The sequence below is a fragment of the Escherichia sp. MOD1-EC6842 genome, from assembly GCF_002965705.1.
Classification (GTDB): Bacteria; Pseudomonadota; Gammaproteobacteria; order Enterobacterales; family Enterobacteriaceae; genus Escherichia; species Escherichia ruysiae.
Genome location: NZ_PTRF01000014.1, coordinates 89,453 through 116,087, shown reverse-complemented (window position 1 = coordinate 116,087; position 26,635 = coordinate 89,453). Strand labels below are relative to the sequence as shown.

The following is a 26,635-nucleotide window of genomic DNA, read 5'->3' as shown; positions in this document are numbered from 1 at the left end:
ACCCGGATTCTAAAATTGGTTAACCACATCACAAGAAATCTACTCTCCTGCCGGTTGTTGCAAATTACAGCAAAGGGTAAACAACGGTTATTGATCAGGGTATGTGATATTCATCGCAACAATGGTTGACCAATTTACATAACATATCGCCCAAAATAACAATGGCTCAACCAGGTAAGGTAAAACTTTATGCATGTGCTTAACATTCTTTGGGTCGTCTTCGGTATCGGCCTGATGCTGGTACTGAATTTGAGGTTCAAGATCAACTCGATGGTAGCTTTGTTGGTGGCGGCGTTGTCTGTCGGGATGCTGGCGGGTATGGACTTGATGTCGCTGCTTCACACCATGAAAGCGGGTTTCGGCAACACGCTGGGGGAACTGGCGATCATCGTGGTATTCGGTGCGGTCATCGGTAAATTGATGGTCGACTCTGGCGCAGCTCACCAGATAGCGCACACGCTGCTGGCGCGTCTCGGTCTGCGCTATGTTCAGATATCGGTGATTATCATCGGCCTGATTTTCGGTCTGGCGATGTTCTATGAAGTGGCCTTTATCATGTTGGCACCGCTGGTGATCGTGATTGCAGCCGAAGCTAAAATCCCGTTCCTGAAACTGGCTATTCCGGCAGTAGCGGCTGCCACCACCGCACATTCACTGTTCCCGCCGCAGCCGGGCCCGGTTGCGCTGGTAAATGCTTATGGCGCGGATATGGGGATGGTTTATATCTATGGCGTACTGGTGACAATCCCAAGCGTAATCTGCGCTGGCCTGATCCTGCCAAAGTTCCTCGGTAATCTTGAGCGACCGACACCGTCATTCCTGAAAGCAGATCAACCGGTAGATATGAACAATCTGCCTTCTTTCGGCGTTTCGATTCTGGTGCCGCTGATCCCGGCGATCATTATGATCTCCACCACCATCGCCAATATCTGGCTGGTAAAAGATACCCCTGCCTGGGAAGTGGTTAACTTTATTGGTTCCTCGCCGATTGCGATGTTTATTGCGATGGTTGTTGCGTTCGTACTCTTTGGCACCGCGCGCGGGCACGATATGCAGTGGGTGATGAACGCTTTTGAAAGCGCGGTGAAGAGTATTGCAATGGTGATTCTGATCATCGGTGCTGGCGGCGTACTGAAGCAGACCATCATCGACACCGGCATTGGTGACACCATCGGCATGTTGATGTCGCATGGTAATATTTCACCGTACATCATGGCGTGGCTGATCACCGTACTGATTCGTCTGGCGACCGGTCAGGGTGTGGTTTCGGCGATGACCGCCGCCGGGATTATCAGTGCTGCAATCCTTGATCCGGCAACCGGTCAACTGGTTGGCGTGAATCCGGCGCTGCTGGTGCTGGCGACGGCTGCGGGTTCCAACACCCTCACCCACATTAACGATGCATCTTTCTGGTTGTTTAAGGGTTATTTTGACCTGTCGGTAAAAGACACGTTAAAAACCTGGGGTCTGCTGGAACTGGTCAACTCCGTGGTTGGGCTGATTATTGTGTTGATTATCAGCATGGTAGCGTAAAGGAACACCAGAGCCTGCCAATGGCAGGCTCTGACTGATGACAAAGTCTAAAAATGTGCCCAGACAGTCCCCTCGCCCCTCCGGGGAGAGGGTTAGGGTGAGGGGAACAGACCAGCAAAGTGCGCTTTGTGTATGCCTGATGCGACGCTGGCGCGTCTTATCTGGCCTACAAAGGGCTAACATGCAGGTTTTGCAGGTAGCCTGGCGCATCACGTAATATTACGTACCAGCATTAGCAAGCCCTGTGATTTCTTTATTGATAAACAAAAGTCACGCCAATAATCGATTGCACATTACCTGCAGTCACCTGCCCTCCAGTACGTGCGTAATTTGCCGTTAATCCCAGACTTACCGCCGAAGTCCCTACTGCCCCTAATGACACAGTGCTATTCGCTGGAATAATCGTTCCGTTGCGCGTCAACTGTACGCCGACTCCCTGTGCTGGCGAAAACGACGCGGTATTGGTGAAAATCGAGTTGCCCGCATCTGCGGTTGTGCCTGAAAGGTAATACCCCAGGTATTGGCTTTTCGCACAATAAACGGTAAGAGGAATCGGCACCGAACCGGGATAGTCCGGCAGTGTAACGGTGACATCACGAGCGGAAACATCACAGCCGCCAGTGGGCACCACCACATCATTATTGGCGTAAATATTCCAGACGAACTGGAAATCATCGCTGTTATAGTTGTTGGTCTGTCGCAAAATAAGCACGGCAATTAATGAGCCTGCCTTAATCGCAACGCCACCCGCACTGCTGACAGGCGTCAGATAAAGCGCCACCGGCCAGGGCTTATCCGTTCTCGAATTATAAACAATGCGCGGCGTTTCGCTGGTGGTCGGGAAAGGATAGCTACTGCCATTATATTTTACGGTTCCGGAAAAATTAGATAACACACCGCCATAAGCTGAACCTCGTTGCAGTGTGACATAGTCTGTAATGGTTTCCGGGTAATCGTTATGGCAAAAGATCTGCGTCGAAAGATCCACGACCAGGTTTTGCCCCACATTCACGGCGGGCGCAAGGCTGACATAGACATTGGCGCTGCCACCGCCAATTGGGATAGCTGTGCCATTGGCGGTTTTACAGGCGAATGACCAGGCATTTACCGACCAGCCCATCAGCAGTACAGCAAACAAGGTAATAACTCGTTTCATTACAATCATCTCTTCGGGTTCAGCTGTAGGTATAGGTGATGCTAATCACTGCCTGAATGGTTCCCTGAGTGGCACCGCCATTTACCGTCAATGCTCTGACTTGTAACGGGAAGTGCGCTGATTGTGAGGAATCATCCACATGAACAGTTTTGGTTGCGCCGGTGTTCAATGTGTTGCCGCTGTCATCCTGTAGCTCTAACTGGATATTTTGCGCGGTTCCCTGGTTTTTATAATATCCGGTGCTGTCGGCTGCCCCGCTGAAGCTGGCGGTGACCCTGGACGTTCCCACCGGACAATTAGTCAACTCAAGCGCAACATCATGCCAGGCCGATGCCGCTCCGGCAGATATCAGGCTAAAAGAATAAAGATCGCCGAGATCTACCGTGGCATTGGTGGTGGAAACTGTGCACGGTTTGGCGACGACCTTACCGTTCACCGTGATGGTGACATCGGCTGCCTGTATCGTCGCACTTGCGAGCGCCAACATTGCCGCCAATAAATACCCACGTTTGCGCCATTTCATGAGCATCTCCAGTTACTGATATTCAAGAGTAAAGGTTGCCGTGGCATTGATATGCCCCGCAGTGACAGGCACCTGTGTCGCCATTAGCCGGGCGTAAAAATTCAGCGTATTTGGTTTACCCGGCGTCAGGGTCGTCCACGAAATCGCGGACGATGGGGCATTAAGGGGTATCTGATTTTGTTGCTCATTCAGAAGCTGTATTCCCAGCCCTGCGGCCGCTGACACCGTATTTTCAAGTGCAAGCAGGTTGGCATTGTGGCTATCTGAAACACCGGTAAACCCAACCTTTACGGCGGAAACGGCATTACCACAGGGTGACAGCAAAATACGAAAAGGAACGGCTGGAGTCGTCGCCCCAATGTTGCTAAATTGCTTCGCCGCGTTTTCCATCAGATCAACGGTAAAATTGGTTGATTCAGCTGCCACACTACAGCCGTTATCCCTGACATAGCCGCGAATAGTAATTGTGCTATCTGCGGCTCTGGCGTGACTGACAACCAGCGACAAAAAAACGCAGAGAAGATAAAAAGGTTTGCTTTTCATCACGCCCCCTTAACGACATTCAGCTGATAGCTGAGTTAATAACTGCTGCTGACTCTCTGGTGGCAGTTGATAATTGGCGACACAGTGAGCATTCTTCCCTTCTCCCCATTTCACCTGAACTTTTCCCGCTAAAGGCATTCCGCTGAGATAAACCTGGCCATTATCCGCAACAATGCCGCTACTCTGGCTGCTCTCTGATGTGACCATCGCCCCAAACGGCAGCGGCTTATTATTGTGGGTTAGCGTCATGAGCAGTTTTATTCCAACGCGCGCTTTAAACTCTGCTCGCACAATTGCCCCACGGGTGGGAACAACGTTAGCGACCGCGTTATCTAAATCGACGTTATCAGCCAGGGTATTGGTATCCAGCGCCACTCTATTTTCGCGATATTCAGTGGCATAAGGCAGCACGGCATAACCGCGCCAGTCGGTACGCACCCCCGTCTGGTTTTCGACTTTTGCATCTTTTGCGCCAGGCGCTTTAACAAGCACCACCGTATCGTTTAACGGCTGCCCCAGCGTTATGCCATTGGCATGAGCCAATACCCCACCGCTGACTCCGTAATAGAACTGCTTAATATCATCGTTATGGCTGTAACCGATGTTGGCATTGCCGTAGCCACCGCGATAATTCAGCGTGGCGTAGCCTGTACTTCCGCTATTACCATCGCCTCCCCCGGCATAGCCGGTTTGCACGCTATAGCTGAGGTTGTTGTCTTCCAGCAACGTACCGTATACACCAGCCAGATTGGTCATCCGACCGTTGAGATCGTGCGACATGCTGTAGCTGGCACTGGCATATCGCCACTGAGATTTACTGTCAGAACGCAGCCAGTGGCTGAAAGGAATGTTGACGTTAAGAGCTAACATCTGATCCCGTCCTTTTTGCCAGGCGTTTTTCGTCAGGCTATAGCTGAGCGTCCAGTTAATATCTTCGAACGCAGTATTTAATCCAGCCTGGAATTGCTCATCGACATTACTTGTTCCCCAATAAGTTTGATGGCTACCACTCAAATACAGTGTTGATGTGCGCCCGAGTTGCTGAGTAACAGTGAGCTGTAATTTCCCGCGTTTGTTATAAGCGAGGTTGTAATAGTCGGTGAATTTCGGCTTAACCTGAATAACACCATCCTGCGTTTCAATGTTGTAGCCATTCATTCGGCTGTATGTTGTATCAGCGAAATTAAAATATCCGCTGGTCGAATAGCGGTAACCCACTAACTGAATATTCGTGCCTGACTCATTGAGCGATTTGTTATAGAGAAAACGCACCGATTGTCCGTCATGCTGACTTTCATCGGGAAGTGTGGCATTAGCCTGCGTCATATCCACCGACAGAGCGCCCAGTGCCCCCATGTTTTTCCCGATACCGAAATTAAAAGCACGATAACGATCCGCCAGTTGCGTTCCACCATATATTGTCCAGCCAGCCGGAAGGCCGTGGAGTAATGTACTCTGGAAAAAGCGGGGTTTTTCCTGTTGCGCATTTCCACTACGGTATTCTCCTGCCGTAATGGAATAACGTGTATGCCCTTCACGTTGCAAAAGCGGGACTGACGAATAGGGTACGGTAAAGATCTGCGTGCTACCGTCAGCCTCTTTAATCGTTACCTGCAAGTCACCACTATTACCTGCGGCATAGATATCGTTGATGGTAAAAGGCCCCGGTGGCACCGTACTATTATAAATGTCATACCCATTTTGTTTAATAGTGACCTGTGCAGTACCACGCGCAATACCGTGGATCACCGGGGCAAATCCTCTTTGGCTATCGGGTAACATATTGTCATCTGAGGCCAATTGTGCGCCGCGAAAGTTAATACCATCGAAAATATCGCCCTGGGTATAACCATCGCCCAGCGTCAGTCGGGAACGTAACGGAATGATGTCTCGCTCAAGCCAGGTATTGATATGCTGCCATTTATTTTTGCTACCTGATGAACTGTCGCTACTGTTATAACTCCAGGTGGTATTGTCGCGTAAACGCCATGCACCAATATTTACCCCACTCTGTAGGTTTAAATATGCATAATGGCTGTTACCCCCAATCCGATTCTGCACACTATTTCCGCTGAAATTATAATTGAGCAATCCGGCATTAATACCGGGATCCCATAACTCAGGAGGAATATAACCACGCGCGCGATTACTCATAAATGCCTGAGGGATCGTCAGGTTGAGTCGCTGCTGACCAACATCTAAATGCGCAGTAGCGTCATGGATCATTGTGGTTAATGGCACGCAGGCATCATCCGCCAGCAGGTTCATACCGGAGACAGAAGCTGTATTCAGCCCCATACTGGCGAGTTGAGCGCGAGTCAGGCAAGGGACAATCCCTTGTTCACTGTCACCCGTATTAAACGTGACGTCACGCGTCGCCATATAACCATTATTCAAATAGATATCGACGCGATACGTCCCCGGCGGTAATTCTTGCCCATTTTCAAAACGCGATAAATCAGCCACAGCCTGGGGATCATCCGCTAAAAAACGCGGATTAAAATAGAGTTCGGCAGATGACAAAGGTGCCTGTGCGACAAAAGCACAGGCAACAGAGAGTCGGACAAAAAAACCAGCCAGACGAGGCTTACGAATATGTAAGCATTGTGTGTTCCGCTGGTAAAGTCTTAAATTCAGATATGACATTATTCCTCCGGTTAAAATTACCCGGCAGTCAATTCTTTTTATTCAGGCGAAAAATTCCCCCTGCGTTACTCCATTACGCCCGTCATTTTTGGGGTAAGTGCGCCATAATCATTTATTGTTCGGTAAGTAATATTGCTTCCTGCATCAGGAGGCAATTTAACCGTGCTTTCGCCCATTGGAGGCACCAAGGCATTTTCAAGAATCCGTGTTCCGGCATTTAACTCTGTTACCGTCAGGTAATAGGGTGTCGGGTTAATCAACGTCAGAGAATTTGCGCCGCGACGGAATCTTAATTTTTCTGCGGCCTGATCGGGTGGCAATGCTAATTTAACCGGGCGATAGTACAGTTTAATGCGGCTGATAATCGCGAGCTGTAGCGTATTCTCGGTCAATTTTGATTTATCCATTGACGGAATCGCTTTGACATTCATCCAGAACAAACTTTCCCGATCCTGCGGCAATTGGTTATTTGTGGCATCAAGAATACGCAAGGTATTCTCTTTTTTTCCCTTCATCGCAAACAGAGGTGGCGTCACGATAAAACGACCATCCTTTACACCATCGGCATTTTCTACCCATGATTGAATTAAATAGGTGCTATTCTCATCATTATTTGTCACGGCAAGTTGCACTTGTTTTTGCCCTGCAGGATAAATTACGCGTGTCGCACCTAAGGCCACTCCCGCTTCAGCACGTCCGGCAACCATCATTGCCATGATCAACAGGATACCTGCCAGTAAGCAGAATGTTATTTCCTGCGATTTCCTTACATTGACGTTTTTATTACTCACTGTCCTGTTCCTGTTATCACATTGTCTGCTGAACAATTACTGATAGGTTAAAGAGAACCAGGCCTGGGCATTGGCGATGCCGCCAGTAACCCGACGCCCGGTAGCACGATATTTGGCGATGAAATGTAGCGAAGTAGAGCCAGAGTAAAGCCGTTTCCAGTTCACAGGAGGACGATTAATCGGTACGAGGTTTCCTTCATCATCAAACAACGCTACACCAATATTGGTTGCTATCCCTGGCCCCTCTCCCACAGAAAGCACATCCGGATTTTTACCATCCGCGACACCGTGAAACGCCACACCCACACGTTCACTCACCACCGTGCTACATTCCCGTAAATGAATAACAAAAGGCACCGGTGCGCTATCTTCCCCTACCGCATGAAACCGGTTACTGCTGATTTGCCCCATATTGACCGTCATTTGTTTATCACCAGCTTCAACTCGGCAAGTTTCCGCAATAATGACGCCCTGAAATTGCATATTTCCGCCGGGCAACGTGGTATTCCATTTATTTCCGGCCAGAGCAAACATCGGCAGCAACAACGCTACTAGAAATAATCTCGTCCTTTTCATCATTATTCTTATCGCACAAGGAGTGGGCATCCTTGCCCATAATGACGTCCCTAAACCTGAGTAGGTTATTGATACTGAACCTTGAAGGTCGCATCCGCATTAGCAGCACCAGGGGTTGCAGCACCGGTTGCAAAATAACGTGCCTGGAACGGAATGATGTTGGTTCCGTTGTTCAGGGTTGTTTGTGCGCTAAATGTCGCACCGTCCAGCGCCAGCGCAGTACCCGTTCTGTCCAGGATCTGCACACCAACATTTGTTGCGCTGCCCGCAGCTGAACTCTGCAGAGCCAGTACGTTGGTATGATTTCCATCAATTGCTGTGCCAAGGAAGGCAATGGCTGCTTTGTCTGCAACAGTGGTATCGCAATCATTCAGCTGAATGTTAAAACCGACAGCAGAACTGGTTGCACCTTCTTGTGCCAACGAAGCGGTACGCACTTGACCTAACTGAACAGTTTGATCAACAGAGCCTGCATCAACCGCACAAGCGGCGTTAACAACTTCCCCTTTAAAGTGAACTGTCCCACCATTTACCGTCGTAGCAGCGGCCAAAGCCGCTGTGGAACTGAGGGACAGAGCCGACAGAACAACGATTGCCAGAGTTTTAATTTTCATGCTGCTTTCCTTTTTAAATCTACGTATAAATCAATATGGGCAGTCGTTCTGTACACTTTGTTTTGGAAACGAGTTTGACTGCCAACACTGCACAGTTCCCCCCCAAAAAATGAAACATTTGGGGCCATTTTGACTCATAGAGGAAAGCATCGCGCACGAACTTTTTCAGTTTATTTGTTGGCTTTATATTCTGGTATTAGTTTTATTTATAGATTTTTATATTGAATGAGGTGGTTTTTGGAGAGAAGAATGAGGAAGTTGCTTCGAGACACAGAAACGTTATCTTTACGTAAAGCGGAGGTGATGTGAAATTAATTTACAAGATAAATGGTTTACATATCAAACAGTTAGTTTGTTTTTGTCGTTTTTTGATATTTTTATGCTTGAGAAAAAACACGAAACTTTTTTATGATATGGACAGTTTGGCCCCAATTGTCTTGTATTTCTTTATTTTTTCATTTTATTATCAACAAGTTATATTAAACCTCTTCTCTTTTTAATTTTTCGTTTATAAGATTATTTCTTTCCCATAATCCGGCAAAACGTGCAGCATTACTGGCGGTATAACGCACAGTATGGCGAATATTTCGATGCCCCAGATAATCCTGAATTAAACGGGTATCTGCACCACGCTCCGCCAGTTCATAACCGCAAGCATGTCTTAACATATGAGGGTGAGTCTGCGTCACGGTTCCAGCTTCAATACCGGCATCACGAATGATGCGATAGGCCTGCTGACGAGAAAGTCGACTTCCACGACGGGAAATAAATATGGCGTCGGTCTGCTCAGCGCCTTTCCAGTTAGCACGTTCCTGGGTCCAGCGTTCTACAGCTTCACGCTCATCAAAACGTAATGGGTGAACTGTAGAAAATCCGTTCTTCAGTCGGCGAATATTTATTCGACCTTCATTAAGGTCAAGATCTTGATAATGCAAATCAAGCAGCTCACTAATACGCATCCCATGCCGATATGCCAATAGAATAAGACAATAATCTCTGGCTCCCGTTGCCCCATAGCAAACCGCTTGCATCATTGCCTGAACTTCTTTACCGGTAAGATAACGACGTTTACTCACAATAGTAGTACTCCTGACTGAGATATATTTGAATGAATACCTATAGGAAACCTCAAACGGTCAAAATTAGCCCAATAGATAAAAAGATAATCACACATAAAGTTATGTGGTTATCAGTCAATTACATTAAACATCATACAAAAATAAAATATCACTGATGTGACAACATCTATTTTCATTGATTTAATTCAATATAACAATAGATAGCACCTGATTAACTCCCAGTTGCTTAAAAAATAAAGAAAAAAGTGCAGAAAGAGAAGGATCTAAGTGATATGTAAATTTATGAATGCTTTTGTTTGTTTATTTCGAATAAAATAAACCATTGTATTTTGTATGGGTATGGTTAAGCTAATGTTTATTATGATAATTAAGAATTACACCAACAATAACATCAATTAATAAATGGTTAATTATTATTGATATATCGTAAGAATAATGTAGGTTTTAACACCATCCCTGGTATCTCATCCATCTTTATAAAACAGCGTGACGCTGTCGACCTCTGGGTCTGTCCCAGATGCCGTAAAAACGCCCTGCATTGCTGGCGGTATACCAGACGGTATGACGAATATTACGATGCCCAAGATAATCCTGGATAAGTCGTGTATCTATTCCCATATTCGCCAAAGCAAAACCACACGAATGGCGTAACATGTGCGGATGAATCTCCAGTGATAGCCCGGCATTACCACCTGAAGTCGAGATAATATGGTAAAACTGTTGACGAGAAAGCGGATTCCCTTTGCGTGATAAAAATACCCACTCACTCTCAGCATGTGGATAAGAAGTACGCGTACTCAACCAGTTTTTTAAAGCCTGAACTTCTTTGTTCAATAGCGGGTGCGTCGTTGAAAAGCCTTTTTTTAATCGATGGATATATATGCACTTTGCCTTCAGATCAATATCCGAAATTCTCAATCGGCAAATTTCACTCGCCCGAAAGCCATGAATAAAACAAAGCAAAGTCAGACAATAATTGCGTGCAGCATGAGGCCCGGTATTTGCTGCTTTAAGGAGTGACTCGATTTCACTGTGGGTCAGGAAGTTCCTTTTTTTGTTATCAGCCTTATTCTTCATCGTTTTCCCTTATTATTACAGACGCGCACTAGCTGTGCTGGGTTAGCAATAATCCAACATTGTAATCCTGATTATGTTTATAAAAGCGAATGTTTGCTTAATGACTAACGCAAGTGGACCAGCTCTTTTGAATGAACTTAAATAGAATGGCGATAGCTACTTATAATAACTTTGCCATACAACGCTATGCTCTTGCATGCTATGTTCTTTTATATATTTTCAATCTGAGACGAATCTAATAATAACCCTCATCATCAATGTAACTAATCTTATCTATATATCACGTGATATGTTCTGTAACAAGTAAAATCAACATAAAAAAAATTCAGCAAAATTTAATTTTTTGTTCAACGCGCTATCTCACATATAACATTATTAGTCAACTCCATTTTCCTCAAAATTGCTATTTCATGAGATTCCTTAATTTTTAAGTGGCTATTATCATGCTAATGCTTAGTTCCCTAGCCATTATTACCCTTTGGTTTGTAAATTCATGCAGTGAGATTGTTATATTCCTTTCCAGACCGTGTATTGTCCAAAGATATGGGGGGAAGTCTGCACGCACCTTTTTTCATCTACATTCGTGTTAAATATGGTGTGGTTACTTCAACTTAATCTTTTCTTACTCACTACTATTTACTGGCGATACGGCAAATAACCGATTCCCCCCCATCCTGAAGTGTGCTGAACATCAACGAGCCAGCCCTGGACAGGATCAGAAACTCCTCTACTACATACCAGGTTGCCCTTAGTCTCAGAACGTTAAAACATATTTTATGATGAGAATTATTGTCAATCTGATAGCGGATAAACACTCATTTTCACCATACCTGAGGAGTTAGCTTGTAAACCCGGCACTGCCGAAAATCATTAAAAATACATTATAAACAATTAGTTAATAACAAAACTTCAGTTTCATGAAGGCAGTCGAGAATGACCATCTGGCCTTACATAACATCTTTACCTTCGAAAAATATCGACATATTTTGTGACGCGAATTGCAAATCTGGTTTTGTTGTATGGATTGTGTGATTTTTGATCTGGTATAACAGGTATAAAGGTACACACAAGAGATAAATAAGACGACTCATATCGCAATCTAATACAAACATCCCTGGCGTCCTCTCTTATCGGGTGATGAAAGAGCACTTCAGTCTGAAAGGAGTATGAAAATGAGATCAACAAACAATCCATTTTATGACACTGGCTAAAAATGGATTTAGTAAGTGAAATAGCTTACGAACACTAAAATCAAATAAACATCAGAATAGATTTAATACTCAGGTATTTAATCCAGATCTCGGTTTATCTTAAATTATGTGGAAAGCAATTTCTCACAGGAGGCATTATACAAAAAAAATAAAACATAATTATCCGTGGCCAATGACGCTATAATCCTGGCAAAAAAGAGCACATAACATAAATGCTATTTGTTTATTCGGACTTCGTATTACTTTCTGTATTCTACAAATGAGTGAAATTTATGAAAAAGGCTAAAATACTTTCTGGCGTATTATTACTCTGCTTTTCTTCACCATTAATTTCTCAGGCTGCAACACTGGATGTGCGTGGTGGATATCGTAGTGGAAGCCATGCCTATGAAACTCGACTCAAAGTCAGTGAGGGGTGGAAAAATGGATGGTGGGCAAGTATGGAAAGTAATACCTGGAATACCATTCATGATAATAAAAAGGAAAATGCCGCATTAAATGATGTTCAGGTTGAAGTTAATTACGCGATTAAACTTGATGATCAATGGACCGTGCGCCCAGGAATGTTAACCCATTTTAGCAGCAATGGCACACGCTATGGACCTTACGTAAAACTGTCATGGGATGCGACAAAAGATCTCAATTTTGGCATTCGCTATCGTTACGACTGGAAAGCTTACCGACAACAAGACTTATCTGGTGATATGTCTCGTGATAACGTTCATCGTTGGGATGGATATGTCACTTACAATATTAATAGTGATTTCACCTTCGCATGGCAAACGACGCTGTACAGCAAACAAAACGATTATCGCTATGCAAACCATAAGAAATGGGCGACGGAAAATGCATTTGTTCTACAATACCATATGACGCCCGATATTACGCCATACATAGAATATGACTACCTTGACCGTCAGGGTGTTTACAACGGTAGAGATAATTTATCGGAAAACAGTTATCGCATTGGTGTGTCATTTAAACTGTAGTAGACAGGAGACAGTCACAATGAATAAAACAATAACGGCACTTGCTATCATGATGGCTTCATGTGCCGCAAACGCGTCGGTATTACCAGAAACTCCTGTGCCATTTAAAAGTGGTACTGGTGTAATTGATAACGACACTGTCTACATTGGTTTAGGTAGCGCAGGTACGGCGTGGTACAAGCTGGATACGCAAGCCAAAGATAAAAAATGGATAGCTCTGGCGGAATTCCCCGCTGGCCCGAGAGATCAAGCAACCTCTGCCTTTATTGATGGTAATTTGTATGTATTTGGCGGTGTTGGTAAAAACAGTGAGGGGTTAACTCAGGTATTCAACGACGTACACAAATATAATCCCAAAACCAATACTTGGGTTAAATTAATGTCGCACGCACCGATGGGCATGGCAGGTCATGTGACCTTTGTACACAACGGCAAAGCCTATATTACTGGCGGCGTTAACCAAAATATCTTTAATGGCTATTTTGAAGATCTCAAGGAGGCAGGAAAAGATTCAGCGGCTATAGATAAAATCAACACCCACTATTTTGACAAAAAAGCAGAAGATTATTTCTTCAATAAGTTCCTGTTGTCTTTTGATCCCTCTACACAGCAATGGAGTTACACTGGCGAATCCCCCTGGTATGGTACGGCTGGTGCAGCGGTAGTAAATAAAGGTGATAAAACCTGGCTTATTAATGGCGAAGCCAAACCAGGACTGCGAACTGATGCTGTATTTGAGCTTGATTTCACCGGCAATGGCATAAAATGGAATAAACTTTCTCCCGTCTCCTCCCCAGATGGCGTAGCTGGCGGTTTTGCAGGTATTAGCAATGACTCTCTTATATTTGCCGGGGGAGCCGGATTCAAAGGTTCACGAGAAAATTACCAGAACGGTAAAAACTATGCGCATGAAGGTCTGAAAAAATCGTATAGCGCCGATATTCATCTTTGGCATAACGGGAAATGGGAGAAATCTGGCGAACTGTCGCAAGGTCGGGCCTACGGAGTATCATTGCCCTGGAATAATAATTTATTGATTATTGGCGGTGAAACTACGGGCGGCAAAGCTGTGGCGGATTCAGTGTTGCTCTCTGTGAAAGATAATAAAGTTACTGTACAAAACTAACTTTTCAGGGCTCCAGCAAAGGAGCCCTGCGATCAATGGCTCATCACCTGTTGTCATTTCAATTACGCATATATATGAACACGATAATATCGCCCGATTATTACTATGTTCTTACCGTTGCCGGACAATCTAATGCCATGGCATATGGCGAAGGACTTCCCTTACCAGACAGTGAAGATGCGCCTCACCCCAGAATAAAACAACTGGCAAGATTTACACAGACGCATCCCGGTGGCTCGTCATGTCAATTTAATGACATTATTCCACTGACTCACTGCCCACACGATGTTCAGGATATGCGGGATTATCACCATCCTCTGGCAACGGATCATCAAACACAATACGGTACAGTTGGACAGGCACTACATATTGCGCGGAAATTACTCCCCTTCATTCCTGATAATGCTGGCGTTCTCATCGTTCCTTGTTGTCGTGGCGGATCGGCTTTTACCGCAGGCTGCGAAGGAACATATTCAGAACAGCACGGAGCCAGCCATGATGCATGTCGTTGGGGAACGGATACTCCGCTGTATCAGGATTTAGTCAACAGAACGCGAGCTGCACTGGCGAAGAATCCGCAGAATAAATTCCTCGGCGTATGCTGGATGCAGGGCGAATTTGACTTAATGACGAGTGACTACGCGTTACACCCTCAATATTTTAATAATATGGTTGAGGCCTTTCGTAAGGATTTAAAGCAGTACAGTTCTCAGCTTCTGAATACTAACACTTCCGCTGCTCCGTGGTTCTGCGGCGATACCACCTGGTACTGGAAAGAAAATTATCCTCATGCGTACGAAACTATTTATGGCAATTACAAAAAGAATGCCTTAACCAATATTATTTTTGTCGGCTTCCAGCAACAAGACGAACGAGGGCTAACGAACGAGCCTGATGAAGATCCGGACGATTTAATCACGGGATATTACGGTTCAGCGTACCGAACGCCAGAAAACTGGACAACGGCGCTACGAAGCAGTCATTTTAGCTCGGCAGCCCGTCGGGGGATTATTTCCGACAAATTTGCTGACGTTATTTTGCGGTTTTGGCAGGAAAAGTGAGCACTCACAAATTTGATTTATGCGCATCCATCAATGCTCTGAACTCTGTTGGTAATCTTCAGCCTCTTCAAACGGTATCTACAACGATTATGTAATCACAACCTATGCAACATAGGGCGATTGCGCTTGTAGAAAATAATGATGCAGAAAACTTTGTTTAACGCTATTCAGACGGGCAACAGATACAAAAAAAGACGCTTTTCAGCGTCTTTCTTTTGGAATATTGGTACTGAGGATGGGACTCGAACCCACAAGCCCGTTAGGGCACTACCACCTCAAGGTAGCGTGTCTACCAATTCCACCACCTCAGCACAGATACTATTCTTAGTTCGGGATATCGCTGGTCGGCTTAGCCGGAGCAGCTGGCTGAGTTTGTTCGGTTTTCGCCGGAGCACTCAGATTTTCCCATTCGCTACCTTTATTGGTTTTGTTGCTGTTGATGTTACCCAGCACCAGACTGATGATGAAGAACAACGTTGCCAGCACAGCCGTCATACGGGTCATGAAGTTGCCAGAACCACTTGAACCAAACAGCGTAGCGGAAGCGCCTGCTCCGAAGGAGGCTCCCATATCAGCGCCTTTACCTTGCTGCAGCATGATCAGACCAACAAGGCCAATTGCTACAATAAGGAAAACTACTAAAAGAGCTTCGTACATAATCAACCTGTTCCTTGCGGAGTTGCCGCGTACCAATGCTTCAACCAATAAAGCGGGAGAATTTAATCTTTCCCACTGAAGCGGGTGTGAATACTAACCAAAGCGAATGACCTTCGCAAGGGCAATTTTATTGCATTGTATCAACTGCGGAAAAAAACAGCAAAATAGATGTGCATAAGAAAAACAAAGGCGACAATCGCCGCCTTTTTAGCCAGTTAGTTATCGCATTAAACCGCTTTTACCGCATCAGCGATACGGTGAGCAAACTCGGTGACCTGCGCTTCGTCTTCACCTTCAACCATCACGCGAATTAACGGCTCAGTGCCGGATTTACGCAACAGCACACGCCCACGGCTACCCAGCGCCGCTTCAACTTCGGCGGTCACGGCTTTAACAGACTCATGCTCCAGCGGATCGCCGCTACCTGCGGTATAACGCACGTTAACCAGAATCTGCGGGAACATTTTCATGCCACTGCAAAGGTCGTGCAGGCTCATATGGTTACGCGCCATCGCCGCCAGCACCTGCAAACCAGCAACGATGCCGTCACCGGTAGTAGTTTTATCCAGCAGGATCACATGACCGGAGTTCTCTGCACCGATACGCCAGCCTTTTTCCTGCATTTTTTCCAGTACGTAGCGGTCGCCCACTTTCGCACGTGCAAATGGAATGCCTAACTGTTTCAGCGCCAGTTCCAGCCCCATGTTGCTCATTAATGTACCCACCGCGCCACCACGCAGCTGCCCCTGACGAAGACCTTCACGCGCGATGATATACATGATCTGATCGCCATCGACTTTATTGCCTTCATGGTCAACCATAATCACGCGGTCGCCGTCGCCGTCAAAGGCAATGCCGAGATCTGCTTTTTCAGCCAATACGCGTGCCTGTAGCGCACGAACATCAGTTGCCCCCACTTCGGCATTGATGTTTACGCCGTTCGGCTCACAACCGATGGCGATAACGTTCGCTCCCAACTCGCGCAGCACGTTTGGCGCGATGTGATAAGTCGCGCCATTTGCGCAATCCACCACAATCTTCAGTTCACTGAGGCTAAGTTCGTTCGGGAACGTGGCTTTGCAAAATTCGATATAGCGACCCGCAGCATCAACGATACGGCTGGCTTTACCCAGTTCTGCCGAATCAACGCAGCTAATCTCTTTTTCCATTTCAGCTTCGATGGCCTCTTCTACCGCATCCGGCAGTTTGGTGCCGTCGATAGAGAAGAATTTAATGCCATTATCGTAGAACGGGTTATGCGATGCGGAAATCACAATCCCGGCCTCTGCGCGGAAGGTACGCGTCAGATAAGCCACTGCCGGTGTTGGCATCGGGCCGGTAAAAAGTGCGGAAAGTCCCGCTGCCGCCAAACCCGCTTCCAGCGCCGACTCCAGCATATAGCCAGAAATACGCGTGTCTTTACCAATAATGATCTTACGGGAACCATGACGCGCCAGCACTTTACCTGCTGCCCAGCCCAGCTTCAGCACAAAATCAGGGGTGATCGGCGCATCCCCAACACGACCACGGATCCCATCGGTCCCGAAATATTTACGATTACTCATAGCGTTTGTTTTCCTTTGCAGACAGAGTGGCTTCCACCACTCGCATCGCTTCTACGGTTTCTTTGACGTCATGAACACGAATGATGTGTGCGCCCTGCATCGCAGCAATAACTGCACAGGCCAGACTACCGCTCAGGCGTTCGGACGGCCCCACGTTCAGCAGTTGTCCAATCATCGATTTTCGTGACATACCCACCAACAGCGGCAGGTTGAAATGGTGAAATTCAGCCAGACGCGCCAATAATGAATAGTTATGGTGGAGATTTTTACCGAAACCGAATCCCGGGTCGAGCAACAATTTCTCTTTTGCGATACCCGCCCGTTCACAGCGTGCTATTTGCTCAATAAAGTAGCGATTCACTTCAGCATAAACATCGTCATACTTCGGCGCTTCCTGCATGGTCTTTGGATTTCCCTGCATATGCATCAGGCATACGGGTAAACCAGTTTCCGCAGCCGCTTCCAGAGCGCCAGGTTCGGAAAGGGAGCGGATATCGTTAATGATGTGAGCGCCCACTTTCGCCGACTCACGGATAACTTCCGGTTTGGAGGTATCCACAGAGATCCAGACTTCGAATCGTTGCGCAATTGCCTCAACCACCGGAATAACACGTTGCAACTCTTCTTCAACACTCACTTCCGCTGCACCTGGACGCGTAGACTCTCCACCAACGTCGATAATCGTCGCGCCAGCGTTGATCATCAGATTCGCATGTTTCACTGCATCAATCAGAGAGTTATGCGTACCACCATCAGAAAAAGAATCTGGCGTGACGTTGAGTATCCCCATCACGTGAGGATGGCTAAGATCCAGTGAAGTGCCCTGGGCAAAGAGTTTCATGGTGTTATCCCTGGTATAAATTGATAAGAAAAAACCCCGGAGCACGCCCCGGGGTTTTCGGTACAAATACAGTCATCTGATGCGGGAACTTACTTGTCGCCTAACTGCTCTGACATGGTGTTACCCGGATTTGGCGTACGTGGTTCATCAACCGGACGCGGCGCCTTTGGAGTGCCATTATTGTCAGAATTGTTAGATGCTCCCGACTCATCCCAACCTGCAGGCGGGCGTACATCGCGACGAGCCATCAAGTCATCAATCTGCGGTGCGTCGATGGTTTCATATTTCATGAGTGCATCTTTCATCGCATGAAGAATATCCAGGTTGTCGTTCAACAACTGACGCGCACGATTATAGTTACGTTCAATCAGTGACTTCACTTCCTGGTCGATGATACGCGCGGTTTCATCGGACATATGTTTTGCTTTCGCCACGCTACGACCGAGGAAAACTTCACCTTCTTCTTCCGCATACAGCAGCGGACCGAGTTTTTCAGAGAAGCCCCACTGGGTCACCATGTTACGCGCCAGGTTAGTCGCAACTTTAATATCGTTCGACGCACCGGTAGAAACATGTTCTGGTCCGTAGATGATCTCTTCTGCCAGACGACCGCCGTACAGGGTACTAATCTGACTTTCCAGTTTCTGTCGGCTGGCGCTGATTGCGTCGCCTTCAGGCAGGAAGAAGGTCACACCCAACGCGCGACCGCGCGGGATAATCGTTACTTTGTGCACCGGATCGTGTTCCGGCACCAGACGACCAATAATCGCGTGGCCAGCTTCGTGGTAAGCAGTCGATTCTTTCTGCGCTTCCGTCATCACCATGGAGCGACGTTCCGCACCCATCATGATTTTGTCTTTCGCTTTTTCGAATTCAACCATTGATACAACGCGTTTGTTGCCACGTGCCGCAAACAGTGCCGCTTCGTTCACCAGGTTCGCCAGGTCTGCACCGGAGAAGCCTGGTGTGCCTCGAGCAATAATTGCCGCATCAACATCTGGCGCCAACGGTACGCGACGCATATGCACTTTCAGGATCTGCTCACGCCCACGGACATCTGGCAGACCAACCACAACCTGACGGTCGAAACGACCAGGACGCAGCAGTGCCGGGTCGAGAACGTCCGGACGGTTAGTCGCCGCGATAACGATGATACCTTCGTTACCTTCGAAGCCATCCATCTCAACCAGCATCTGGTTCAGGGTCTGTTCACGCTCATCATGACCACCACCCAGACCAGCGCCACGCTGGCGACCTACGGCGTCGATTTCATCGATGAAGATGATGCACGGTGCCGCTTTCTTCGCCTGTTCGAACATGTCACGCACACGAGATGCACCCACACCGACGAACATTTCTACGAAGTCAGAACCGGAGATGGTAAAGAACGGAACTTTCGCTTCACCTGCAATGGCTTTCGCCAGCAGCGTTTTACCCGTACCCGGAGGACCGACCATCAGGACGCCTTTCGGGATCTTACCGCCCAGTTTCTGGAAGCGGCTCGGCTCACGCAGATACTCAACCAGTTCGGCAACTTCTTCTTTTGCTTCGTCGCAACCAGCAACATCAGCAAAGGTCGTTTTGATCTGATCTTCCGTCAACATGCGCGCTTTGCTCTTACCGAACGACATCGCGCCTTTACCGCCGCCGCCCTGCATTTGACGCATGAAGAAGATCCAGACACCAATCAGTAACAGCATCGGGAACCATGAGATGAAGATAGAAGCCAGCAGGCTTGGCTCTTCAGGCGGTTCACCGACAACCTTGACGTTCTTGGTCAGCAGGTTATCCAGTAGTTTCGGATCCTGAACCGGAATGTAAGTGGTATAACGGTTACTATCTTTCTTGGTAACGTTGATTTCACGTCCGTTGATACGCGCTTCACGAACCTGGTCGTTATTGACCTCTTGTAGGAAGGTAGAGTAATCCACCTTACGGCCATTAGACTCGCTGGGCCCAAAGCTCTGGAATACTGACATCAGCACAACGGCAATGACCAGCCAGAGTATTAGGTTTTTCGCCATGTCACTCAAGGGATTAACCTCTTATTACAACTGTGTTAAAAACAGCGTCAGGATACTCTATATCCAGCATCTTTCAAACTTTCGTCTGAAATCTCCCGGTTAGGGTTTACGCCCGGTCGCTACAATATACACTTCCCGCGAACGTGCACGAGAAGAGTCCGGCTTACGAACTTTGACCTTCGTAAACAGGGAGCGAATTTCCCTTAGATACTCATCGAAACCTTCGCCCTGGAACACCTTCACTACAAAACTGCCACCCGGCGCTAACACATCACGACACATTTCTAGCGCCAGTTCCACCAGATACATGGCACGGGGGATATCCACCGCCGGTGTTCCGCTCATGTTTGGTGCCATATCGGACATGACAACCTGGACTTTGCTGTCGCCTACGCGTTCCAGCAGTGCTTTCATCACCAGTTCATCACGAAAATCGCCCTGAAGAAAGTCCACACCAACGATAGGATCCATAGGTAAAAGATCGCAAGCGATGATGCGGCCTTTGCCGCCAATTTGGGTGACCACATATTGTGACCAACCACCCGGGGCAGCACCAAGGTCGACAACCGTCATTCCCGGTTTAAAGAGTTTGTCACTTTGCTGTATTTCATCAAGTTTAAACCAGGCACGGGAACGTAACCCCTTTTTCTGTGCCTGTTGAACATATTTATCGCTAAAGTGTTCCTGAAGCCAGCGGCTGGAGCTGGCAGAACGCTTCTTACCTGTCATTTAACTTTCCCATTGGGATAACTCATCGTAACCAATTGCGTAAATTTTTACGCGCCTATTTGGTGATATATGGGAGATGGCGGTAGAATGACCCGTTTTCAATCCCAACGTAAGCAAAAAAATACGATGAATCTGAGTACTAAACAAAAACAACACCTGAAAGGTCTGGCACATCCGCTCAAGCCAGTTGTTCTGCTTGGCAGTAATGGTTTGACCGAAGGGGTGCTGGCCGAGATTGAACAAGCGTTAGAGCACCATGAACTCATCAAGGTGAAAATCGCCACCGAAGATCGCGAAACTAAAACCTTGATCGTGGAAGCTATCGTGCGCGAAACCGGCGCCTGTAATGTACAGGTCATCGGTAAAACGCTGGTGCTTTATCGCCCAACTAAAGAACGTAAAATCTCGCTGCCACGCTAAGATTATCCTAAAGTTACACACATTTTCTGTGTAAAACGAGGGATTTTCCGCAGGCAGGAGAGCAAAATGCCACGCTCTGTTCGTTGATAAAAGGCCGCATAGCGGCCTTTTTCCTTTCTTTACAATACATCAACATCTTGAGTATTGGGTAATTCTTACAGGTATTCTACCTTAATTACTTCAAATTCTACTTCGCCGCCTGGCGTTTTGATGACCACAACATCATCTTCTTCTTTGCCGATCAGGCCACGAGCGATAGGTGAGTTTACAGAAATCAGGTTTTGTTTAAAGTCAGCTTCGTCATCGCCTACGATGCGATAAGTCTGTTCTTCATCAGAATCCAGATTCAACACCGTTACGGTAGCACCAAAAATAACGCGGCCATTGTTTGGCATTTTGGTGACATCAATCACCTGCGCGTTCGACAGCTTGGCTTCGATGTCTTTGATACGGCCTTCGCAGAAGCCCTGCTGTTCACGCGCAGCGTGATATTCAGCGTTCTCTTTCAGGTCGCCATGTTCACGCGCTTCCGCGATAGCAGCAATGATTTCAGGACGGCGCACAGATTTCAGAAAATCCAGCTCTTCGCGTAATTTTTCAGCGCCGCGTAAGGTCATCGGAATAGCTTGCATTTGTTATACCTCTTGAATATTCCTGATGGGGCGAGTCTCCACCCACCCCGGCTGTTCGGTCAGCCCGGCATAACTCCTCACCAGGCCAGAAGCAAAAAAATACCGACCCGGAAACAGGTTCCAGGTCAGCTACAATTCACATTTTGATGATCATTTTACCCTGAAGTTCCCGAAGGGTCATCGTTTACTTTATAGGGCGTTGCGCCGTAGTATGACGGCTCGATTCCAGGTTGTTAGCGCGAGATTATGCGATTTTCCAGATTTATCATCGGATTGACCAGCTGTATAGCGTTCAGTGTTCAGGCTGCGAATGTTGATGAGTACATTACTCAACTTCCCGCTGGTGCCAACCTTGCCCTGATGGTGCAAAAAGTCGGCGCGTCTGCCCCCACGATTGATTACCACAGTCAGCAGATGGCGCTGCCCGCCAGTACGCAAAAAGTAATCACTGCGCTGGCTGCGTTGATTCAACTCGGCCCCGATTTTCGTTTTACCACTACGCTTGAAACCAAAGGTAATGTGGAAAACGGAGTGCTTAAAGGCGATTTAGTGGCGCGATTTGGTGCCGATCCGACGTTAAAACGTCAGGATATTCGCAATATGGTCGCGACTCTGAAAAAATCTGGTGTCACACAAATCGATGGCAATGTACTCATAGATACCTCCATTTTTGCCAGCCATGATAAAGCTCCCGGCTGGCCATGGAATGACATGACACAATGCTTTAGCGCACCACCCGCCGCTGCCATCGTTGACCGCAATTGCTTCTCCGTCTCGCTCTACAGCGCCCAAAAACCCGGTGATATGGCTTTTATACGCGTGGCATCTTATTACCCCGTTACGATGTTCAGCCAGGTACGCACCCTACCCCGTGGTTCTGCCGAAGCGCAATACTGCGAGCTGGATGTCGTGCCAGGCGACCTGAACCGCTTTACGCTGACCGGATGCCTGCCACAACGTTCCGAACCTCTACCGTTAGCCTTTGCGGTGCAAGATGGTGCCAGCTATGCCGGGGCGATTCTGAAAGATGAGTTAAAACAAGCGGGTATCACCTGGAGCGGAACACTGCTGCGACAAACGCAGGTTAACGAACCGGGAACGGTGGTGGCCAGTAAACAATCGGCTCCTTTGCATGATCTGCTTAAGATTATGCTGAAAAAATCAGACAACATGATCGCCGATACGGTTTTCCGCATGATAGGCCATGCGCGCTTCAATGTGCCTGGAACATGGCGGGCCGGATCGGACGCCGTGCGCCAAATTCTGCGTCAGCAAGCCGGTGTCGATATTGGCAACACGATTATTGCCGACGGCTCGGGACTTTCACGCCATAACCTGATTGCGCCTGCCACCATGATGCAGGTGCTGCAATATATCGCCCAACATGACAATGAGCTTAACTTTATCTCTATGCTGCCGCTGGCGGGTTATGACGGCTCGTTACAGTACCGTGCGGGTCTGCATCAGGCGGGCGTGGATGGCAAAGTCTCAGCGAAAACCGGTTCGTTGCAGGGGGTATATAACCTGGCGGGATTCATTACCACAGCGAGCGGGCAACGAATGGCGTTTGTGCAATATCTTTCTGGCTATGCAGTAGAACCGGCGGATCAGCGTAATCGCCGTATTCCGTTAGTGCGCTTTGAAAGCCGCTTGTATAAAGATATTTATCAGAACAATTAGTCAAAAAGAAACCCCGGCGCATGGTCGGGGTTTCAGATTATTGACAAAGTGCGCTTTGTTTATGCCTGATAAGCGTAGCGCATCAGGCTATTTGGCGTTTGTCATCAGTAATTAACGCTTGTAAATGAACTCAACGCCTTCTTCGTCGTCTTCGTCCCAGTCGTCATCCCAGTCTTCATCATCCTCTTCAGCAATTTCTTCAAGCTGCTGACGGTGATAATCATCCCACATGAATTCGACTTTCTCTGGCTGTTTCGTTTCTTCGGCCTGCACGACCGGGTTTTCAATGATAAAGGTCATCACATCCCAGCAGAGATCTTTCACGCCCAGTCCGCTTGCCGCAGAGATCAGATAATATTTATCTTCCCAGCCCAGTGCCTCAGCGATCGCTTTCGCTTTCTCTTCGGCTTCCGCTTTATCCAGCAGATCGATCTTGTTGAAGACTAACCAACGCGGTTTCGCCGCCAGATCCTGACTGTATTTTTCCAGCTCGCTGATAATAATACGCGCGTTTTCAACCGGATCGGTGCCGTCAATCGGATCGATATCGATAAGGTGCAACAGGACGCGGCAACGTTCCAGGTGCTTCAGGAAGCGAATCCCCAGACCTGCGCCTTCCGCAGCGCCTTCAATCAGCCCTGGAATATCGGCAACAACGAAGCTCTTTTCGTTGTCCATTCGTACCACACCCAGACTTGGCACCAGAGTGGTAAATGGATAGTCCGCTACTTTCGGTTTAGCCGCCGAAACAGCGCGAATGAATGTCGATTTACCAGCATTTGGCATCCCCAGCATCCCGACGTCCGCCAGCAGCATCAGCTCCAGCAGCAGCTCGCGCTTATCGCCCGGCGTGCCGTTGGTTTTCTGCCGTGGTGTACGGTTAACGGACGATTTGAAACGAGTATTGCCCAGACCGTGCCAGCCGCCCTTAGCAACCAGCAGACGCTGACCGTGTTTGGTCATATCGCCCATGGTTTCACCGGTGCCCTGATCGATAACACGCGTACCTACTGGTACTTTAATCGTCACGTCTTTACCACGCTTACCGGTGCAGTCGCGGCTTGCGCCATTCTGACCACGCTCGGCGCGGAAAGATTTTTCAAAACGATAATCGATAAGCGTATTCAGGTTCTCGTCGGCTTCCATCCATACGTCACCGCCGTCACCACCGTCGCCGCCATCCGGGCCGCCTTTCGGAATATATTTTTCGCGGCGGAAGCTCACGCAACCATTACCGCCATCACCTGCAACGACCAGAATCGATGCTTCATCAACAAACTTCATTTTATTCTCCGTAAATCATTCGCCTGCGCGGGGTTGCGATACCACCGTTGTATGCTTACGTAATCCGCCCCAAATACGATGACCAATGGCGGAATACATCGCGCCCGCAACCACGACAAACGCACCGAGATAACCTAAAAGGTTTAACATCGGTCTGGCGAAGAAATCGGGCCAGGCCAGTGATAAAAGATCTGAAAAAAACAGCGTAAACAGTGGGGTGAGCGTGATTATCGCGCTCACCTGCGCTGCCTGCCAGCGAGCCATCGCTTCCGCCAGGGCGCCATATCCTACCAATGTATTCAGTCCGCAAAAAATTAAACATGCGAGCTGCCAGTGGCTAAGCTGCGCTATCACCCCAGGCTTTGCCAGAGGGAAGAGCGCAATTGTACATAAAGTGTACAGTAAAAACAGGATCTGCGGTGAGGCCAGCCGACGCAATAAAACCTTTTGCGCCACGCCATAACTCACCCAAACCGTCGCCGCACCGACCCCAAAGATAACTCCCCAGGTGTAATCGGTGAGCTTTGTAAATATCTCGACCAGACTGGTGTTAAAGAACATCACCAGGCCGCTCAGGAGCATCAATGCTCCCACAACCTGGGTGCTGCGCATTTTCTCTTTCAGGATAAATACGCTGGCAACCATCATGCCAACCGGCGAGAGTTGCCCAATCACCTGCGAGGCGGTCGGACTCAGGTATTGCAAGGATGAGCTGAACAGGATGAAGTTCCCAAACAGCCCGGCAGTCGCCACTGCCAACAAAATCAACCAGCGTGGCTTACGAAACACGCGTAATGGCGGCAGCTTCTTCTTCACCGCAAGAATGGCACCAAGGCCAATACTCGCCATCAAGAAACGGTAAAACACAATTGTCGGAGGTTCCATCACCTCCAGCACCTGCTTCATTGCGATTGGCAACGCCCCCCAGCAAATTGCTGTGGTGAGCGCCAAAAGAATGCCAATGCCTGCCTGCTGCTTCATACCGTATTCCCTGCAAAACGCATTTGCGGATTAACGCCGCACGATGCGCATTTTTACCGGCTATCGAATGTAAAAAGCCCCGCAACGTGTTGCGGGGCTTTCATCCGTTACCGGGACGCGAAAAACTTATTCAGCTTCGATGCTGATAAATTTACGGTTTTTCGGGCCTTTAACTTCGAATTTCACTTTACCGTCTGCTTTAGCAAACAGAGTGTGGTCACGACCGCAACCTACGTTAGTGCCAGCGTGGAACTTGGTGCCACGTTGACGAACGATGATGCTACCCGCCAGAACGGATTCGCCACCGAAACGCTTAACGCCCAGGCGTTTAGCTTCTGAATCGCGACCGTTACGTGTGGAGCCGCCAGCCTTTTTATGTGCCATTTGAAATCTCTCCTCAGGTCTTAGGCGCTGATGCCAGTAATTTTCACATCAGTGAACCACTGACGATGGCCCTGCTGCTTACGATAGTGTTTACGACGACGAAACTTAACGATTTTAACTTTCTCGCCACGACCGTGAGCAACAACTTCAGCTTTGATTACGCCGCCATCAACGAAAGGAACGCCGATTTTGACTTCTTCACCGTTTGCGATCATCAGCACTTCAGCGAACTCAACAGTTTCGCCAGTTGCGATGTCCAGCTTTTCCAGGCGAACGGTCTGACCTTCGCTTACTCGGTGTTGTTTACCACCACTTTGGAAAACCGCGTACATATAAAACTCCGCTTCCGCGCACACCTTTTCAATGATTCAGAGTGCGCTATAAATATTCACAATAGGGCGCGAATATTACGCAAAACGCACGCCTTTGACAAGTGCTACAGTCAATACACGAAGAAAAAAAACACAACTTGTACGGTAACGTTTATCTGTGCCATTTTTTCAGTACAATCAC

General features: G+C 47.7%; 25 protein-coding genes, 1 tRNA gene and 1 pseudogene. 6 read left to right on the top strand and 21 right to left on the bottom strand.

Translation table 11 applies throughout. From position 1 onward, the window contains the following. The first annotated feature begins 189 nt into the window (after positions 1-189). Positions 190-1,533 (top strand): gluconate permease GntP, encoded by a 1,344-nt coding sequence (gene gntP, locus A7Z29_RS16985; protein WP_105290506.1) that lies wholly within the window; start codon positions 190-192, stop codon positions 1,531-1,533. Positions 1,534-1,786: 253 nt separating this feature from the next. On the opposite strand, the gene fimH is transcribed toward gntP, so the two are convergent. The 9 genes from fimH to fimB form a co-directional block, all read right to left on the bottom strand. After that, positions 1,787-2,689, bottom strand: a complete 903-nt coding sequence (fimH, locus tag A7Z29_RS16975) for a type 1 fimbria D-mannose specific adhesin FimH (protein WP_105290505.1) — start codon at positions 2,687-2,689, stop codon at positions 1,787-1,789. A 19-nt stretch (positions 2,690-2,708) separates the two neighbouring features. Further along, complete coding sequence (gene fimG, locus A7Z29_RS16970) at positions 2,709-3,152, bottom strand: type 1 fimbrial minor subunit FimG (RefSeq protein WP_435625882.1); 444 nt, start codon at positions 3,150-3,152, stop codon at positions 2,709-2,711. A 72-nt stretch (positions 3,153-3,224) separates the two neighbouring features. Beyond that, the gene (fimF, locus tag A7Z29_RS16965) at positions 3,225-3,755 is read right to left on the bottom strand and encodes a type 1 fimbrial adaptor subunit FimF (protein WP_010346660.1); all 531 of its coding nucleotides are present in this window, start codon (positions 3,753-3,755) and stop codon (positions 3,225-3,227) included. Positions 3,756-3,764: 9 nt separating this feature from the next. Further along, positions 3,765-6,401: a fimbrial usher FimD gene (gene fimD, locus A7Z29_RS16960; protein ID WP_105290504.1), complete on the bottom strand. Its 2,637-nt coding sequence runs from the start codon at positions 6,399-6,401 to the stop codon at positions 3,765-3,767. Between the two features lie 65 nt (positions 6,402-6,466). Beyond that, a complete protein-coding gene (fimC, locus tag A7Z29_RS16955) occupies positions 6,467-7,192 on the bottom strand; it encodes a type 1 fimbria chaperone FimC (RefSeq protein WP_000066542.1) in 726 nt (241 codons plus the stop codon). Between the two features lie 36 nt (positions 7,193-7,228). Continuing rightward, positions 7,229-7,768 (bottom strand): type 1 fimbrial minor subunit FimI, encoded by a 540-nt coding sequence (gene fimI / locus A7Z29_RS16950; RefSeq protein WP_105290511.1) that lies wholly within the window; start codon positions 7,766-7,768, stop codon positions 7,229-7,231. 65 nt (positions 7,769-7,833) lie between these two features. Further along, positions 7,834-8,382, bottom strand: coding sequence for a type 1 fimbrial major subunit FimA (fimA, locus tag A7Z29_RS16945; protein WP_000695568.1), 549 nt, complete (start codon positions 8,380-8,382; stop codon positions 7,834-7,836). A 479-nt stretch (positions 8,383-8,861) separates the two neighbouring features. Then, entirely contained in the window at positions 8,862-9,458 is a 597-nt protein-coding gene (fimE, locus tag A7Z29_RS16940; RefSeq protein ID WP_000044716.1) for a type 1 fimbria switch DNA invertase FimE, read from the bottom strand. Positions 9,459-9,935: 477 nt separating this feature from the next. Beyond that, positions 9,936-10,538: a type 1 fimbria switch DNA invertase FimB gene (gene fimB / locus A7Z29_RS16935; RefSeq protein WP_000790591.1), complete on the bottom strand. Its 603-nt coding sequence runs from the start codon at positions 10,536-10,538 to the stop codon at positions 9,936-9,938. A gap of 1,483 nt (positions 10,539-12,021) precedes the next feature. Here fimB and nanC point away from each other — a divergent pair. The 3 genes and pseudogenes from nanC to A7Z29_RS24085 form a co-directional block, all read left to right on the top strand. Beyond that, positions 12,022-12,738, top strand: a complete 717-nt coding sequence (gene nanC, locus A7Z29_RS16925) for an N-acetylneuraminic acid outer membrane channel NanC (RefSeq protein ID WP_016159471.1) — start codon at positions 12,022-12,024, stop codon at positions 12,736-12,738. A gap of 19 nt (positions 12,739-12,757) precedes the next feature. Further along, positions 12,758-13,864, top strand: coding sequence for an N-acetylneuraminate epimerase (nanM, locus tag A7Z29_RS16920; protein WP_024212370.1), 1,107 nt, complete (start codon positions 12,758-12,760; stop codon positions 13,862-13,864). A 35-nt stretch (positions 13,865-13,899) separates the two neighbouring features. Beyond that, positions 13,900-14,508: pseudogene (locus tag A7Z29_RS24085) on the top strand (sialate O-acetylesterase); the annotation flags it as partial. 335 nt (positions 14,509-14,843) lie between these two features. On the opposite strand, the gene A7Z29_RS24080 reads toward A7Z29_RS24085, so the two are convergent. The 7 genes from A7Z29_RS24080 to rlmE all read right to left on the bottom strand — a co-directional run bounded on the left by A7Z29_RS24080 (position 14,844) and on the right by rlmE (position 20,741). Then, positions 14,844-14,942: a hypothetical protein gene (locus tag A7Z29_RS24080; RefSeq protein WP_432758338.1), complete on the bottom strand. Its 99-nt coding sequence runs from the start codon at positions 14,940-14,942 to the stop codon at positions 14,844-14,846. A gap of 207 nt (positions 14,943-15,149) precedes the next feature. Next, positions 15,150-15,236: transfer RNA gene (locus A7Z29_RS16910), tRNA-Leu, on the bottom strand. 13 nt (positions 15,237-15,249) lie between these two features. Continuing rightward, positions 15,250-15,582: a preprotein translocase subunit SecG gene (gene secG / locus A7Z29_RS16905; RefSeq protein ID WP_001517162.1), complete on the bottom strand. Its 333-nt coding sequence runs from the start codon at positions 15,580-15,582 to the stop codon at positions 15,250-15,252. A gap of 227 nt (positions 15,583-15,809) precedes the next feature. After that, positions 15,810-17,147, bottom strand: coding sequence for a phosphoglucosamine mutase (gene glmM / locus A7Z29_RS16900; RefSeq protein ID WP_000071137.1), 1,338 nt, complete (start codon positions 17,145-17,147; stop codon positions 15,810-15,812). Beyond that, positions 17,140-17,988, bottom strand: a complete 849-nt coding sequence (gene folP / locus A7Z29_RS16895) for a dihydropteroate synthase (RefSeq protein ID WP_000764735.1) — start codon at positions 17,986-17,988, stop codon at positions 17,140-17,142. The genes glmM and folP overlap by 8 nt, the downstream gene beginning before the upstream one ends. A gap of 89 nt (positions 17,989-18,077) precedes the next feature. Further along, positions 18,078-20,012, bottom strand: a complete 1,935-nt coding sequence (gene ftsH / locus A7Z29_RS16890) for an ATP-dependent zinc metalloprotease FtsH (protein ID WP_001107477.1) — start codon at positions 20,010-20,012, stop codon at positions 18,078-18,080. 99 nt (positions 20,013-20,111) lie between these two features. After that, on the bottom strand, positions 20,112-20,741 hold the full coding sequence (gene rlmE / locus A7Z29_RS16885) for a 23S rRNA (uridine(2552)-2'-O)-methyltransferase RlmE (RefSeq protein ID WP_000145975.1): 630 nt from the start codon (positions 20,739-20,741) through the stop codon (positions 20,112-20,114). A gap of 126 nt (positions 20,742-20,867) precedes the next feature. Between rlmE and yhbY the strand changes: the two genes are divergently transcribed. Next, positions 20,868-21,161 (top strand): ribosome assembly RNA-binding protein YhbY, encoded by a 294-nt coding sequence (gene yhbY / locus A7Z29_RS16880; protein ID WP_001054420.1) that lies wholly within the window; start codon positions 20,868-20,870, stop codon positions 21,159-21,161. 155 nt (positions 21,162-21,316) lie between these two features. Here yhbY and greA read toward each other — a convergent pair whose 3' ends face one another. Further along, the gene (gene greA / locus A7Z29_RS16875; RefSeq protein WP_001148001.1) at positions 21,317-21,793 is read right to left on the bottom strand and encodes a transcription elongation factor GreA; all 477 of its coding nucleotides are present in this window, start codon (positions 21,791-21,793) and stop codon (positions 21,317-21,319) included. Positions 21,794-22,039: 246 nt separating this feature from the next. Between greA and dacB the strand changes: the two genes are divergently transcribed. Continuing rightward, positions 22,040-23,473, top strand: a complete 1,434-nt coding sequence (gene dacB / locus A7Z29_RS16870; protein WP_001212643.1) for a serine-type D-Ala-D-Ala carboxypeptidase — start codon at positions 22,040-22,042, stop codon at positions 23,471-23,473. A 111-nt stretch (positions 23,474-23,584) separates the two neighbouring features. Here the strand turns inward: dacB and cgtA are convergent, their stop codons facing one another. The 4 genes from cgtA to rplU form a co-directional block, all read right to left on the bottom strand. Continuing rightward, positions 23,585-24,757 carry an Obg family GTPase CgtA gene (cgtA, locus tag A7Z29_RS16865; RefSeq protein WP_000673562.1) on the bottom strand — a complete coding sequence of 391 codons (1,173 nt, stop codon included), beginning with the start codon at positions 24,755-24,757 and terminating at the stop codon, positions 23,585-23,587. Positions 24,758-24,772: 15 nt separating this feature from the next. Further along, positions 24,773-25,738, bottom strand: a complete 966-nt coding sequence (locus tag A7Z29_RS16860) for a DMT family transporter (RefSeq protein WP_000813014.1) — start codon at positions 25,736-25,738, stop codon at positions 24,773-24,775. A gap of 126 nt (positions 25,739-25,864) precedes the next feature. Next, positions 25,865-26,122 (bottom strand): 50S ribosomal protein L27, encoded by a 258-nt coding sequence (gene rpmA, locus A7Z29_RS16855; RefSeq protein WP_000940596.1) that lies wholly within the window; start codon positions 26,120-26,122, stop codon positions 25,865-25,867. 20 nt (positions 26,123-26,142) lie between these two features. Next, positions 26,143-26,454 (bottom strand): 50S ribosomal protein L21, encoded by a 312-nt coding sequence (gene rplU, locus A7Z29_RS16850; protein WP_000271401.1) that lies wholly within the window; start codon positions 26,452-26,454, stop codon positions 26,143-26,145. Positions 26,455-26,635: the final 181 nt, after the last annotated feature.

Coding starts and splice junctions, on each gene's coding strand:
- folP (WP_000764735.1), bottom strand. CDS start 17,988: ATGAAACTCTTTGCCCAGGGCACTTCACTGGATCTTAGCCATCCTCAC.
- nanC (WP_016159471.1), top strand. CDS start 12,022: ATGAAAAAGGCTAAAATACTTTCTGGCGTATTATTACTCTGCTTTTCT.
- glmM (WP_000071137.1), bottom strand. CDS start 17,147: ATGAGTAATCGTAAATATTTCGGGACCGATGGGATCCGTGGTCGTGTT.
- ftsH (WP_001107477.1), bottom strand. CDS start 20,012: ATGGCGAAAAACCTAATACTCTGGCTGGTCATTGCCGTTGTGCTGATG.
- fimA (WP_000695568.1), bottom strand. CDS start 8,382: ATGAAAATTAAAACTCTGGCAATCGTTGTTCTGTCGGCTCTGTCCCTC.
- cgtA (WP_000673562.1), bottom strand. CDS start 24,757: ATGAAGTTTGTTGATGAAGCATCGATTCTGGTCGTTGCAGGTGATGGC.
- rplU (WP_000271401.1), bottom strand. CDS start 26,454: ATGTACGCGGTTTTCCAAAGTGGTGGTAAACAACACCGAGTAAGCGAA.
- fimH (WP_105290505.1), bottom strand. CDS start 2,689: ATGAAACGAGTTATTACCTTGTTTGCTGTACTGCTGATGGGCTGGTCG.
- fimF (WP_010346660.1), bottom strand. CDS start 3,755: ATGAAAAGCAAACCTTTTTATCTTCTCTGCGTTTTTTTGTCGCTGGTT.
- greA (WP_001148001.1), bottom strand. CDS start 21,793: ATGCAAGCTATTCCGATGACCTTACGCGGCGCTGAAAAATTACGCGAA.
- nanM (WP_024212370.1), top strand. CDS start 12,758: ATGAATAAAACAATAACGGCACTTGCTATCATGATGGCTTCATGTGCC.
- fimB (WP_000790591.1), bottom strand. CDS start 10,538: ATGAAGAATAAGGCTGATAACAAAAAAAGGAACTTCCTGACCCACAGT.
- fimI (WP_105290511.1), bottom strand. CDS start 7,768: ATGAAAAGGACGAGATTATTTCTAGTAGCGTTGTTGCTGCCGATGTTT.
- yhbY (WP_001054420.1), top strand. CDS start 20,868: ATGAATCTGAGTACTAAACAAAAACAACACCTGAAAGGTCTGGCACAT.
- A7Z29_RS16860 (WP_000813014.1), bottom strand. CDS start 25,738: ATGAAGCAGCAGGCAGGCATTGGCATTCTTTTGGCGCTCACCACAGCA.
- rpmA (WP_000940596.1), bottom strand. CDS start 26,122: ATGGCACATAAAAAGGCTGGCGGCTCCACACGTAACGGTCGCGATTCA.
- dacB (WP_001212643.1), top strand. CDS start 22,040: ATGCGATTTTCCAGATTTATCATCGGATTGACCAGCTGTATAGCGTTC.
- secG (WP_001517162.1), bottom strand. CDS start 15,582: ATGTACGAAGCTCTTTTAGTAGTTTTCCTTATTGTAGCAATTGGCCTT.
- rlmE (WP_000145975.1), bottom strand. CDS start 20,741: ATGACAGGTAAGAAGCGTTCTGCCAGCTCCAGCCGCTGGCTTCAGGAA.
- fimD (WP_105290504.1), bottom strand. CDS start 6,401: ATGTCATATCTGAATTTAAGACTTTACCAGCGGAACACACAATGCTTA.
- gntP (WP_105290506.1), top strand. CDS start 190: ATGCATGTGCTTAACATTCTTTGGGTCGTCTTCGGTATCGGCCTGATG.